Annotated in this window: 13 protein-coding genes; 9 read left to right on the forward strand and 4 right to left on the reverse strand. The window is 53.3% G+C overall.

Annotated elements, in window-relative coordinates; all coding sequences use genetic code 11:
* The first annotated feature begins 11 nt into the window (after nt 1-11).
* On the forward strand, nt 12-1145 hold the full coding sequence (locus tag CUN67_RS01450; RefSeq protein ID WP_208713704.1) for an L-dopachrome tautomerase-related protein: 1134 nt from the start codon (nt 12-14) through the stop codon (nt 1143-1145).
* Here the strand turns inward: CUN67_RS01450 and CUN67_RS01455 are convergent.
* The gene (locus tag CUN67_RS01455; protein WP_439332270.1) at nt 1135-1677 is read right to left on the reverse strand and encodes an isochorismatase family protein; all 543 of its coding nucleotides are present in this window, start codon (nt 1675-1677) and stop codon (nt 1135-1137) included. The two genes, CUN67_RS01450 and CUN67_RS01455, sit on opposite strands and share 11 nt — an antisense overlap.
* A gap of 125 nt (nt 1678-1802) precedes the next feature.
* Here CUN67_RS01455 and CUN67_RS01460 point away from each other — a divergent pair, with 125 nt between their 5' ends.
* Entirely contained in the window at nt 1803-2633 is an 831-nt protein-coding gene (locus tag CUN67_RS01460; RefSeq protein WP_208713705.1) for an AraC family transcriptional regulator, read from the forward strand.
* Nucleotides 2634-2705: 72 nt separating this feature from the next.
* Nucleotides 2706-3665, forward strand: a complete 960-nt coding sequence (locus CUN67_RS01465) for a DMT family transporter (RefSeq protein ID WP_208713706.1) — start codon at nt 2706-2708, stop codon at nt 3663-3665.
* A 905-nt stretch (nt 3666-4570) separates the two neighbouring features.
* Here CUN67_RS01465 and CUN67_RS01470 read toward each other — a convergent pair.
* Nucleotides 4571-4966: a transposase gene (locus tag CUN67_RS01470; RefSeq protein WP_084871852.1), complete on the reverse strand. Its 396-nt coding sequence runs from the start codon at nt 4964-4966 to the stop codon at nt 4571-4573.
* 526 nt (nt 4967-5492) lie between these two features.
* Between CUN67_RS01470 and CUN67_RS01475 the strand changes: the two genes are divergently transcribed.
* On the forward strand, nt 5493-6749 hold the full coding sequence (locus tag CUN67_RS01475; RefSeq protein WP_208713707.1) for an oligosaccharide flippase family protein: 1257 nt from the start codon (nt 5493-5495) through the stop codon (nt 6747-6749).
* Between the two features lie 8 nt (nt 6750-6757).
* Entirely contained in the window at nt 6758-7708 is a 951-nt protein-coding gene (locus CUN67_RS01480) for an ATP-grasp fold amidoligase family protein (RefSeq protein ID WP_208713708.1), read from the forward strand.
* Between the two features lie 54 nt (nt 7709-7762).
* On the opposite strand, the gene CUN67_RS01485 is transcribed toward CUN67_RS01480, so the two are convergent.
* Both CUN67_RS01485 and soxS read right to left on the reverse strand, forming a co-directional pair.
* Nucleotides 7763-8044, reverse strand: coding sequence for a YjcB family protein (locus tag CUN67_RS01485; protein ID WP_208713709.1), 282 nt, complete (start codon nt 8042-8044; stop codon nt 7763-7765).
* 327 nt (nt 8045-8371) lie between these two features.
* Nucleotides 8372-8800 (reverse strand): superoxide response transcriptional regulator SoxS, encoded by a 429-nt coding sequence (soxS, locus tag CUN67_RS01490; protein WP_084871856.1) that lies wholly within the window; start codon nt 8798-8800, stop codon nt 8372-8374.
* Nucleotides 8801-8883: 83 nt separating this feature from the next.
* Here soxS and soxR point away from each other — a divergent pair, with 83 nt between their 5' ends.
* The 4 genes from soxR (at nt 8884) to CUN67_RS01510 (ending at nt 13423) form a co-directional block, all read left to right on the forward strand.
* The gene (gene soxR, locus CUN67_RS01495; protein ID WP_084871857.1) at nt 8884-9360 is read left to right on the forward strand and encodes a redox-sensitive transcriptional activator SoxR; all 477 of its coding nucleotides are present in this window, start codon (nt 8884-8886) and stop codon (nt 9358-9360) included.
* Nucleotides 9361-9410: 50 nt separating this feature from the next.
* On the forward strand, nt 9411-10076 hold the full coding sequence (locus CUN67_RS01500; protein WP_208717048.1) for a glutathione S-transferase family protein: 666 nt from the start codon (nt 9411-9413) through the stop codon (nt 10074-10076).
* Nucleotides 10077-10284: 208 nt separating this feature from the next.
* Nucleotides 10285-11634: an NCS2 family permease gene (locus CUN67_RS01505; RefSeq protein WP_084871859.1), complete on the forward strand. Its 1350-nt coding sequence runs from the start codon at nt 10285-10287 to the stop codon at nt 11632-11634.
* Nucleotides 11635-11773: 139 nt separating this feature from the next.
* Nucleotides 11774-13423, forward strand: coding sequence for a Na+/H+ antiporter (locus tag CUN67_RS01510; protein WP_208713710.1), 1650 nt, complete (start codon nt 11774-11776; stop codon nt 13421-13423).
* Nucleotides 13424-13438: the final 15 nt, after the last annotated feature.

Below are 13438 nucleotides of genomic sequence, written 5' to 3' on the forward strand. Positions count from 1 at the left end.
AAGGAGCGTGAGTGAACCTCAACCGCCGTAGATTTTTGTTCGCCCTCGGTGCGCTGGGCGTGGCCCGCAATGTTCAGGCGTTCACTGCGGAAGATCCTTTGCCACTGGATGTAGTGTTAGTTTCACCGTGGATGGCGAATCAGGTGGCGCTGACGCGTCAGAATCTGCTGTTTCTCGGCTTGCCGCGCTATGCCAAAGATAAGCCGACGCCGTCACTGGCACGGCGTGAAGCCGATGGCACCTTGCGACCCTTCCCTGGCAATAGCTGGAATGAATGGCAGCCAGGTAAAGATGGACGCAATGCGTTTGTCTACCTTAACTCCGTGCATATTTTTGCGGATGATACGGTGTGGTGTGTCGATCAGGGTTCACTCAGCGCGGGGGTCTTCTCGCCAGAAGATGCGGTGCCGCAGCCTGGGGCACAGAAACTGGTGCAGCTGAATGCTCACAGTGGTGAAATCCTGCAAGTCCTGCGTTTTGACGATCAGATTCTGCCACCGGGCGCGCAAATGAACGATCTGCGTTTCCACGGTAGCTCGCTTTATATTACCGATTCCGGCCTGGGCGGCATCATCGTGCATGACATGGTCAGTGGCAAAACGCAGCGTCGCCTGTCAGGCACGCGCGTGGTGAAAGCGTCAGACAAAGCCCCGCCAGCGATGTTATCCGGGATAAAAGGCGGTAAAACCTTCCATCCGCCCAACAGCGATATGATCGAAATCACCGCCGATGGTCAGTGGCTCTATTGGGCAGCGCCAACCGGCCCGCTATATCGTGTGGAGACCCGCTGGCTGCAACAAACTGATCTGAGCGATGAGCAACTCATCAGCCATGTTGAGCAGGTGTACGACAATAATTTCTCTGGTGGTTGTTGCATGGACTCGGCGGGGAATATCTATTTTTCCGAAACCGTGACCCACAACATTCGGGTACTTGCTCCCTCCGGTGAAACGCGGGTGCTGACCAGTGATGAGCGGCTACTGAGGCCAGACGGCACTTTTATCAGTGGTGATCGGCAGCTCTACATTCCGGTAAAACAACCACTGGCAGCGCAACCAGGTGCGGCTGCGCGCTTTGCCATTTATAAGCTGTCGCTGCCAGATGAGTTTCAGGGGATCAGCCTCGGCGGCCCGGTTACGGGTTAACGGCTGCCAGCTGCCAGCTGGAGATCAGTTCGGCTGTCGGGCGAACCTGCACAGGATTGCCCGGCAGAATCAGATCTGCCCAGACTTCGTTGTGCTGGTTGATGAGCTGTTCAGCTGAAGCAAAGGTGCGATCGGCAGTGGTGTGCGCGTCGGCTGCAACGGTAATGTGATAGCCGAGGCTGGCACCGACTTTGATGGTGGTATCGACGCAATAATCGGTCGCACAGCCACAGATCGCTAAAGAGGTAATACCGTGTTGCGTCAGCTTTGCCGCCAGTTCGGTTTGCCAGAAGCTGTCGCAGGCGGTTTTATTGACGTAGATAGCGTCAGCCGGTTGCTGCAGCTCAGGTACGATACCCCAGCTTGCGCTATTGGCCTCAAGTCCGGGGCCGACGTGCTGGATAAAAATCACCTGGTCGGCGGCAGCGATTAGCTGATTAATGCGTGCGCAACGCCCGGCACGATCAAAACGCGGCGTTGCCAGCACGCCGTTCTGCATGTCCACCACCATCACCACATTGTTGCTCATCATTGTCTCCTTTATATGCCTGCGCGTCAGTGTCGCGCTGAAACCCGTCACAGGTAAAGCAAATCTGTTTTGCATTTCACCTGCCTGACGGGGCATGCTGGTTATCTGATTAACGATGGAGGTGTGCCGTGTCAGTGGTTCCTGCAACTTTTCCCTGTGAGCGCGATCGGGCGCAGTTCCAGCAATTTGCTGAACTGCCCGGCATCGAGCTGTACCAGGCGCACATCTCCCGTTATGCCTTTGAACCGCATACTCACGAAGCCTTTGGCATCGGCACCATTGAGTCCGGTGCGCAGCGTTTCCGTTATCGCGGCACCCATTACACCGCGCCGCAGCATTCTCTGGTGATGATGAATCCTGACGAGTTGCATACCGGCGAGTCAGCCTGCGAGGAAGGATGGCGCTACCGGATGATCTACATTCAGCCGGATGAAATAGAAAGGCTCACCGGTGACCGCAACTGGTGGTTCAGCGACGCGCTGCGCACCGATGCACGCCTGGCGCAGCCGTTTTCTTTGCGGCTGGCGGCTTTATGTCAGGCCGACACTGCTCTGGAACGTGAAGGTTTGCTGACCGAGCTGCTGGAATTGCTGCGTCCGCTGGCGCGCCGCGGGCAATCACGTCCTGCTGAGGGGGGACACCGTTTCGATCAGGTGAAATCTTATCTGCGGGATAACCTCGCCGAACCGGTCAGGCTGGATGAGCTGGCAACGCTGGCGGGACTCTCTCCGTGGCATTTTCTGCGCAGTTTCCGCCAGCAATTTCATGTGACGCCACATCAGATGCTGATGGCGTTCCGTCTTTATGACGCCAAATTGCGTCTGGCTCAGGGGGAGAGTGCGGCGGCGGTGGCAGCCGCCGTCGGCTTAACCGACCAGGCGCACCTGACGCGAGCCTTCGCCCATCGTTACGGCATTACCCCTGGCCGCTACCAGAAACAGGTCTTTCCTGCGCGCTAACAGCAATCTGCTACAAGCCTTTGCGGCGGTGTTCCGTCACACTGTGGCGGAATTGCGATAAAGGAAGAGATTATGTTAGCTGGAATATTGTTCGCGCTGGCGGCGGGATTGATGTGGGGGCTGATCTTTGTCGGCCCGCTGCTGGTGCCGGATTACCCCGGAACGTTACAGTCCGCAGGACGCTATGTTGCTTTTGGACTGATTGCTTTACCCCTCGCCTGGCTGGATCGGCGGCGTCTGCGCCAACTGGCGCGTAAAGACTGGGTTGAAGCGCTGAAACTGTCACTGGTGGGCAACCTGATGTATTACGCCTTTCTTGCCAGCGCCATTCAGCGCACCGGTGCGCCCGTATCCACCATGATCATCGGCACGTTACCGGTGGTGATGTCGGTGACAGCCAACCTTTGCTATGGACACCTGGAAGGGCGCTTACCCTGGCGGCGTTTGACGCCTGCCTTGCTGATTATTTCCGTTGGGCTGATCTGCGTGAACGCCGCCGAGTTGCAGGCTCAGGGCGCGGCCCTGGATTGGTCACGTTATCTTACCGGCCTGCTGCTGGCAGTGCTGGCGGTGGGCTGCTGGACCTGGTATCCGTTACGTAATGCGCGCTGGTTGCGCAGCCATCCTCAGCACAAACCCGGTAGCTGGGCGACGGCGCAGGGGCTGGTGACATTACCCCTGGCGCTGGTGTTTTATTTACTGGTATGTGGGCAGATCCACTGGCAGCAGCCGGGCTTTGGGCTGCCGTTTGGCCCGCAACCCGAAGTGTTTCTGCTGCTGATGCTGGCGATTGGCCTGTTCTGTTCATGGCTTGGGACGCTGTGCTGGAACGCTGCCAGCCAGCGTCTGCCGATGGTAATTATGGGGCCATTGATTGTGTTTGAAACCTTGTCCGGGCTGTTCTGGACCTTCCTGTGGCGACAAAGCTGGCCGCCAGTATTAACGGCGGTGGGTATCTGCTGCCTGATCATCGGGGTTATCACGGCAATGCGCATCAAACCGCAGCCAGTAGTGACACCGCTGGAGATTTAAGCGTATGACGATGCCAGCCATTAAGCTGGCATCGTGAAATGCCAGCATTTTTAAGAATAACACCAGCCTGAAATCCTCTCCTTTTGCCATTTTTGCGCGTAAAAAATGGCGTCTTATAACTATTCCCGCGCTATCTGCACTCCTTTCTACAATGAAATGGTATATCTCAACGCGGGTATCAGGACAAAATTTATCCTGATATGCGCTGGATTTCCCCGGCGAAAGGGTTGATTAACCAGGGAGTGGGCCGCAACGAGAGCGAAATATGGAGAAAACCTCCGGCCCTGACGCGCTTTTTAGCGCCTTTTGGCACTGAATTTGCGCTGCCGGAACCACCTTTTCCTTAAGGTGTTGCAGATTAGCTGAGATTCTTTCGCGATCGCTGTGGGAGAAATTGTTTAAGTTTAGCGATGAATAGTGAGGTGATATTAATGCTACAGGCAGCGGGGATCGCTTTAATGTTTAGTAATGATAACGTTTCTCTTCAGGATAATTCCTGGCGTTAAAAGCACGAATAGTTCTTTGGGGCAGAAAGACGATGATCACCCGAAATCGCCGTAGTTCCAGTTTAAAAAAGAGTATGGTGAGAAGGATTTCATTGGGTTGTTCATCATTGCTAAACAGAATAATCCGTATTCAGTGCAGAGCATTAATGTTGGTTAAGTAATAATGAAAGCCCCAATCTCACCGAAATGAGATTGGGTCGGGCGTAAATAGCTTGAATAGCGAGACTTTTGCTGATGTGAATCAATTTTACCGCAAAAAAGGAAGTGGTTCCGTGATGAAACTCATCAGGAAAACGTGGTGCGAATTGTTATGTTATGAACACTGAATTAAATGGCCTTCATCTCTTCTGGTAAGAACAAATCCCAGCATTAAATCAAATAACAACGGCCCCGAAAGTATTAGCGATTATCTGTACCTGAAGGATAGTGATAAACGCTGCGGCTAATATCCAGCAAGCGGCAGCTGCGACGGGTTCCAATGTCGAAGGTGGTTTGCAGAAAGTTAACCGCCTGGCGCTTTTCATTGGTGGTGAAGAAATTTTTCAGCACGCTTTGCAGCATCTCCTTATCAGAGCTGAGTGCCTGTAACTCGCGGGTGAGTATCTGGAGCTTATCCTCCAATTCTTTGATTTTTCTACCTTCCTCAGAAGAGAGTCCGGAGAATTTTTTCTTCCAGCTATAGAAAGTGGCCTCGGAAATGCCAAGCTCCTCACAAATCTCCCTGACTTTCACTCCTGTTTCAGAAGCTTTAATGGCATTTGTGATTTGCTCTTCGCTATATCGTGACTTTCTCATAAATGCTATTACCTTTCTTATCAATTAGTGGATGAGAATTACTGTATTAATATCTGGTACTGCAAAAACACTATTAATGCAGTATTAAAGTGCGCGATTAGAATTGCGAGGATTAAATTAAGTTATTTGTAATAAATATCATCATGGGATAAGTCTTATTTTATTCTGATTGCTGTTGAACACCTTCCTGGTATTGGGTTTTTGATATAGATTCATTTCATCCCAACTGCGGAAAAATACTACATTCATTGGAAAATCGGCATAACCTGCTTGCAAAATTGACAGGATGTGCCAGTAAGCTTTTAGTCGAAATTTAGACTGAAATCGTTTACATCCGCAGAGTTTCGCACCGGATTTAATCGGAATTTTCCTGAATTCATTCTCTGAATCCTGATGCGAGTCTCATTTTTCGGGCCAGCATGGTCTGAAGTTATTAATTTAAGTCAGGCCCACTAAGACTTGTTTAATTCTTTTCAAGGACGTTGTACCGCTTGCAGTAGCAGTAAGTAATACTAAGGACGAGTTGATGAAATTAAGCGTAATGTCAAATGCCGCCTGGATGATGTCTGAGAAGATTGTCTCTGTTTTTGGCGTCATATTTGTTACCTCCTACGTGGCAAAATCCTTTGGCCCAACGGTGTTTGGTCAAATGGCGTTTTCTACCTCACTTTTCTCTATGGTGCAGACCGTAGCGATGTTTGGCACCGAAACGATACTGTTCAAAACCATCAGCAAGAGTGCGCCGAAAGGGGTGCGTCTGATGAACGTGGCGCGGACGTTGCGGCTGGCGTTATTGGTGCTGACTTCGGTGCCGGTGTTGATTTGGGTCTGGTACAATATGCAGGAAAACTTCCTTGCGTTTGCTCTGGCCTCGTTCATCGCCTCAGTGTTTGTGACCCAGGACACTTTCAGCGTGTATAACAATGCGCGTCTGGCCTCACGCCTTAATACCATTGCTAACTCTGTCGGCCTGCTGCTGGGCTTCTCGCTCAGTTTCGCCATTGCCTGGTTTCGGCTAAGCCCGTTATGGCTGACCCTGTCGATCGTGGCAGTGACGCTGGTTCCCTACGCTATCAAGCGCTACAACTTTTATCGCGAGAACCAGGAGCAATCACCGGCGCGCGTGAAACGTGGCCCTTATCTGCGCTATCTGCTGTATGCCGGCCTGCCATTGGCGATTTCCAGCATCTTTATTTCTGTACAGGTGAAAACTGCCCAGATGTTCCTGGTCGGTATCGCTTCAGCGCGCGACCTCGGCTTGTTCGCTGCGGCCAATACCATATCGGCATCGTGGACCTTTATTCCACTCGCCATCATCACTTCCAGTTTTTCTGAAATTTTCAGAGAGCGCGGCGAAGCGGCAATTAAGCTTACGGCGCGTCTGAACGGTTATGTGTTGGGTGTTTCATTGATTCTGTTATTAGTCATCGCCTTATATGGCGAAAAAATCATCATTGCTTTATATGGTCACGATTATACGCAGTCAGGAAGTCTCATTACGTTGCTGTCGATAGCCTCCAGCTTTTCGGCGATGGGGACCGTCGCATACCGCTATATCGTTAAAGAGGGAGGATTTAATTATTTGCTCAGGAAAATTCTCTGCCTGGTCGCCATCGGTCTTCCGCTGTCGTGGTGGCTGATTCAGGGGTACGGCATTATGGGCGCTGCCTGGAGCGTTTTCCTGACTGAACTTCTGTCCCTCACCGTAATGAATTACTTCTTCAGAAACGGCGTCATTTACAAGATTCAGGTTTCCTCACTCAACTACAAAACCTACAAATGAGGTCAGATATGCTTAAGTTGAAAGATGAACTGAGAAAAAGTGTGCGGTATTTCATCAGGAAAATGCCCTGGGCTTATCAGGATCGGATTTTTTATTTCCGTAAATTCCGTCGTTTACCCAATCTGCGTGAGCCGAAAGTGTTTAACGAAAAGATCCTGTACCGTAAGTTTGTTTATGGCGATTACCAGAATTATGGACGTCTGTCGGATAAATATTCGGTTCGTGACTACGTCGCCGAGAAGGTAGGCAGCGAATATTTGATCCCATTGCTATATGAAACCAGCGACCCTCATTCACTGCATACGCTGCCGAGCTGGAAGAATACGGTGATCAAGCCTAATCACGGTTCCAATATGGTGGAAATCCTGCTGGAAGAACCGGATGCGCTGAAAAAGCAGCAGATCATCAGCAACTGCCAGCGCTGGCTGAAAAAGGACTATGCGGATGAGGCGCGTGAGATTCATTACCGTTACATCAAGCCGCGCATTCTGGTGGAGAAATACATTGGTGACGGCAAAACCGCACCGATTGATTACAAATTCCATATGTTTAATAAGCGCGATGGCAACTTCGAATTTGTGCTGCAGGTGATTTATAATCGATGTAACCCGTTAATATCCATGAATTTTTATGTCAACACCTTGGATGAGGCCTATCATAAGATCCGTGATACCGGATTGGATATCTCGGCGCAGCTGGCAGCACTGCAACATGCCTTAGCGTTGAGTAAGAAACTGGCGAGTGATTTCGATTATGTGCGTGTTGACTGGTACATCCACGAACAGCAGGTTTACTTTGGCGAGCTGACGTTTACGCCAGGGGCTGGGATGGTCACCGGACTGGATCGTGGGCTTAATCAGATGATGGGTGATATGTGGATTCAGGACCGTCTCGGTGCGAAGACCCCGGGCGGTGCGGTGGGGGATGTCAACATCCCGGCCGTATTGAAGAAAATTTGAAATCACACAGCAAAATAAAAAACCCCGCGATGCGGGGTTTTTTATTGCCAGAAATCAGGGCATTGGCCAATCGGCAGGGGTCTGGCTCATCACCTGTACGAAGGCGTTTTTGGTGATTTCCATAAAGTTATGCAGATTTTCCAGGCTCAGGGTGATGCCCAACAGGCCGGTGACAAACCAGCAGGACATGCCCAGGCCGATTCCGCCGCACATCAGTGCCATCACATGGTGGCTGTTCTGACGAAAACGAATTTTCAGGGTGCTGGCGAAAAACATCATTATTGCGCTCAGCAATTCCCAGCGCATAACGATAAGACTGGTGGTTAAAGTAGCCATCTGCAACGAACCTCTATGAATCAGTAACATCCCTGACACTCATCGGACATCACTGGCGGCAAAGAAGGAAGGTCAGGGAGGCCCTTCAGGCCGTCGTACTACGTATTATTCTGTGACTTGGGTCACATTATATCACTCGATTTGAAACTTTGAACAAAATTTATACCTGGTATGGTAGAAAAAATTTTATCGATGTAGTGGGGAGGATTTTGTTCCAGGCGTAGGGTCAGCATTTATGCTGACCTGATAAACCACAGTACGGAACCGTAGCGGCGCGATTTATCGCGCGTCTTTTTAACTGCGCCCGCAGGGGGCGCGCAGCAAGGATTAGCGGATCGGGCAGCACTCGCCGGTGGTACGCTGGGTAAAGCTGGCCAAATTCTCGTTACAATCAAAGCTCACCAGCCGTGGACGCTGGATCATCGCCTGGCGGCGCATGGTATGGCGATAGGCGGTCGGTGTTTGTGAAAATTGACGGCGAAATACGCGGGAAAAAGTTTGCTGTGAGTCGTAACCGTATTGCATCGCGATATCAAATACCGGGCGTTGCGTCTGGCGCAGCGCTTCTGCTGCCAGCGTTAAGCGACGTTCGCGGATATAGCCGCCCAACGTTTGTTTCGTCACGGTACGGAACATACGTTGCAGGTGCCATTTGGAATAACCTGATTTGGCCGCTACTTCATCAATTGACAGGGTTTTATCCAGATTCTGATCGATCCAGTGCGTCAGTGAATGAATGATTTCCTCTTGCATCATAACCACATCCTTCTGAGTAGATATTCGAAGTTTCAATGGGGAGCGAGTATAATTCCTCAAGTTAACTTGAGGTAAAGAGCCAAATGAAAAAAGAACGCAACTACCCGAAACCCGTCCTGACGCCGGGCGAAGTGGCGAAGCGCAGCGGCGTGGCGGTCTCGGCGCTACATTTCTATGAGACCAAAGGTTTGATTTCCAGCACGCGTAACAACGGCAATCAGCGGCGTTACAGCCGTGATGTGCTGCGTCGCGTGGCAATCATTAAAATTGCGCAACGCATCGGTATTCCGCTCGCCACGGTGAGCGACAGCCTGATGCATGTGCCTGCCAACAAACGTATGTCGACCCAGGAGTGGGACGCATTAACCCAGCACTGGCGCGAGGAGCTGGATAAACGCATTGAAACGCTCACGCGGCTGCGTAACGATCTCGACGGTTGTATCGGCTGCGGCTGTTTGTCGATGCGCGACTGTCCGTTACGCAACCCCGGTGACCGGCTGGCAGAGCAGGGTTCAGGCGCAGTGTTACTCGATCCACAACAGGACGAACAGAAACGCTGATTCCTCATCATCTATACTTGCCGGGTCAATCCATTGGTCAGGAAGCCATGATGATCACTGTTCACCATCTTGAAAATTCTCGTTCACATCGGGTGCTGTGGCTGCTGGAAGAGTTATCGGTGCCTTATCAAATCAAGCGCTACCAACGTGAAGGCACCTTGCTGGCACCGGAGTCGCTGAAAAAAGTGCATCCGCTGGGCAAATCCCCGGTGATCACCGATGGCAATCGCGTGGTGGCGGAGTCCGGGGCCATTCTCGAATATCTGGCAGAAAAATATGATGCCGAGTATCGGCTGAAACCTGCCGATGAGGATGCGCAGATTCAGGCTCGCTACTGGCTGCATTATGCCGAGGGATCGTTGATGCCACTGCTGGTGATGAAGCTGGTATTCGGCCAGTTGGGCAAAAAGCCCGTGCCCTGGCTGCTGCGCCCGGCGGGCAAAGCGCTCAGCGCGGGTATCCAGAAAGCCTGGCTAAACAAACAACTGGTGTTGCACGGTAGCGTGATAGAGCAACATCTGAGCCAGCATCCTTACTTTGCCGGTCATCGTTTCACCATTGCCGATATCCAGATGAGTTTTCCGTTGCTGGCGATGCGCGCGCGCAGCGGTTTGCGTGATATGCCCGCCAGCCAGCGCTGGCTGGAAAGCATGGAGCAACGGGCAGCCTGGCAGCGGGCGCTGGAGCAGGGCGGTCCGATAAATTTCAGCGGTTAAATGGGTTATGCCAGATTATCAGTTGAAAATCGCCCGCCATTAACCGGATAATCGTTTGCCTTTTTTCTGTGTTCCCCCTTTTACGACCAGAAATACGCGGCTACGTAAACGTTTGCTTTGTTTCTTCACAACAGAAACGTGCACCAGGACGGCAGGCAAACGGTAGCCGCGCGGCCACTCACAACACAAAAAATGCAGAGGATTAATTATGTCTGGCGATTCTCGCCCGGCCAGTGGAAAACTGGACGCCTGGTTCAAGATTTCAGCACGCGGTAGTAGCGTGCGTCAGGAAGTGCTGGCAGGGTTAACCACCTTCCTGGCGATGGTTTATTCCGTCATTGTGGTACCGGGCATGCTCGGCAAAGCGGGTTTTTCTCCGACGGCGGTCTTTGTCGCGACCTGCCTGGTGGCAAGCTTCGGTTCCCTCCTGATGGGGCTGTGGGCAAACCTGCCGATGGCGATCGGTTGTGCCATCTCGCTGACCGCGTTCACCGCCTTTAGCCTGGTGCTGGGGCAGCATATCAGTGTGCCGATTGCCCTCGGGGCGGTATTCCTGATGGGACTGCTGTTTACCGTAATCTCCGCTACCGGCATTCGTGCCTGGATTCTGCGCAACCTGCCAATGGGCGTAGCGCATGGTACGGGGATCGGTATCGGCCTGTTCCTGCTGCTGATTGCTGCCGATAGCATTGGCCTGGTAGTGAAAAATCCGGCAGCCGGTTTGCCAGTGGAACTGGGGCACTTTGCCTCCTTCCCGGTAATCATGGCGCTGGTCGGGCTGGCGGCTATTTTCGGTCTGGAAAAACGTCGCGTGCCAGGCGGCATCCTGCTGACCATTGTCGGAATTTCTATCGTCGGGCTGATTTTCGATCCGGCGGTGAAATATCAGGGGCTGTTTGCCATGCCGAGCCTGAAAGATGCCAGTGGTCAGTCGCTGGTGTTCAGCCTTGATATCATGGGCGCGCTGCAACCGGCCGTGTTGCCGACGGTGCTGGCCCTGGTGATGACCGCAGTCTTTGATGCCACCGGCACCATTCGTGCAGTAGCCGGTCAGGCCAATCTGCTGGATAAAGACGGGCAGATCATTAATGGCGGCCGCGCGCTGACCACCGACTCCGTCAGCAGCCTGTTTGCTGGCCTGGTGGGGGCCTCCCCGGCAGCGGTGTATATCGAATCGGCGGCTGGTACGGCGGCGGGCGGTAAAACCGGTCTGACGGCGATTGTGGTTGGCCTGCTGTTCCTGGTGATTCTGTTTATGTCACCGCTGGCGTATCTGGTCCCGGCTTACGCCACCGCGCCTGCGCTGATGTACGTCGGTTTGCTGATGCTGAGCAACGTGGCAAAAATCGATTTCAACGATTTTGTCGATGCCATGTCCGGTCTGCTGACGGCGGTGTTTATCGTGCTGACCTGCAACATTGTTACCGGCATCATGCTCGGCTTTGCGGCCCTGGTGATTGGTCGCCTGTTTGCCGGTGAATGGCGTAAGCTGAATTTCGGCACCGTGGTGATTGCTGTGGCGCTGGTGGCTTTCTACGCCGGTGGCTGGGCCATCTGATCTGAAAATCTCCTGAAGTCCGAATTATTATCTTTCCTTGCGCTGCCGCACGACGGGTTTCCCTGTCGTGCGGCATTTTGTTTTACACTTTCCAGCGCAACAACATCGCTTTAACGATTACGATTCGCCTAAGGAAAGCATGGAAATCTTCTTTACTATTCTCATCATGACGCTGGTGGTGTCCCTCTCCGGCGTCGCGGCCCGTATTTTGCCGTTTCAAATCCCGCTGCCGCTGGTGCAGATTGCCGCTGGTGCGATGCTCGCCTGGCCCACCTTTGGTCTGCATGTCGATTTTGATCCTGAACTGTTTCTGGTGCTGTTCATTCCGCCCTTACTGTTCGCCGACGGCTGGAAAACGCCGATTAACGAATTCCTGCATCACGGGCGCGAAATCATCGGCCTGGCACTGGTGCTGGTGCTGATCACCGTGGTGGGGATCGGTTACCTGATTTACTGGCTGGTGCCGGGCATCCCGCTGATCCCGGCCTTCGCCCTGGCGGCAGTACTGTCACCCACCGATGCGGTGGCGCTCTCTGGTATCGTCGGTGAAGGGCGTATCCCGAAGAAAATTATGTCGATTGTGCAGGGCGAAGCCCTGATGAACGATGCATCCGGCCTGGTGTCACTTAAATTTGCCGTCGCCGTGGCGATGGGCACCATGGTGTTCAGCTGGGGCGGCGCCAGCGTTGAGTTTCTCAAAGTGGCGGTGGGCGGCCTGGTGGCCGGTGTGGCGGTCTGCTGGCTGTACGGTCGCTCGTTGCGCCTGCTGAGCCGCTGGAGCGGGGATGATCCGGCGACGCAAACCGTGTTGCTGCTGCTGCTGCCGTTTGCCTCGTATCTGATTGCGGAACATCTTGGGGTGTCGGGCATCCTCGCGGCAGTGGCGGCGGGTATGACCATCACCCGTTCCGGTATTATCCGCCAGGCACCGCTGGCGATGCGTCTGCGCGCGAACAGCGTCTGGCAGATGCTGGAATTCGTGTTTAACGGCATGGTGTTCCTGATGCTGGGTCTGCAACTGCCGGACATCCTCGAAACTTCAGTGGCGCAAGCCAATGCCGATCCCAATGTTGAACTGTGGATGCTGTTTACCGATATCATGCTGGTGTATGGCGCGCTGATGGTGGTGCGTTTTGGCTGGCTGTGGTTGATGAAACGCGGCAGTCAGCGTTTCCTGAAGAAAAAGCCGCTGGAGTTCGCCAGCTACTCGCTGCGTGAGCTGCTGATTGCTTCTTTCGCTGGGGTACGCGGTGCGATCACCCTCGCCGGTGTGCTGTCAATTCCGCTGTTCCTCACTAACGGTGATGTCTTCCCGGCGCGTTACGAGCTGGTGTTTATCGCCACGGGCGTGATCCTGTTCTCGTTGCTGGTCGGCGTAGTGGTGCTGCCGCTCCTGCTGCGTGGGATTGAGGGCACCGACAAAGCGGGGCATCGTCGCGAGGTGCAAAGCGCGCGTGCCGCGATGGCGACAGTGGCGATTGATAGCCTGCATAAGATGGAAGAACGTCTGGAAAAAGACACCCAGGAAAACATCGATCCGGAACTGCTGAAAGAAGTCAGCCTGCGGGTGATTGGCAACCTGCGTCGTCGCGTCGTGGGTAAAGATGAGCTGGAACAGGCACTGTTTGCCGAAAACCTTGAACGCCGCTTCCGTCTCACGGCGATCAGGGCGGAACGCGCTGAGGTTTACCATCTGCGCGCCACCCAGCAAATCTCCAATGAAACCATGCAGAAACTGCTGCGCGATCTCGACCTGCTGGAAGCCCTGCTGATCGAGAAAGAGGAGTAACGGATGGGCCGCGCA

Origin of the sequence: Pantoea cypripedii (assembly GCF_011395035.1) — a bacterium.
Lineage (GTDB): Bacteria > Pseudomonadota > Gammaproteobacteria > Enterobacterales > Enterobacteriaceae > Pantoea > Pantoea cypripedii_A.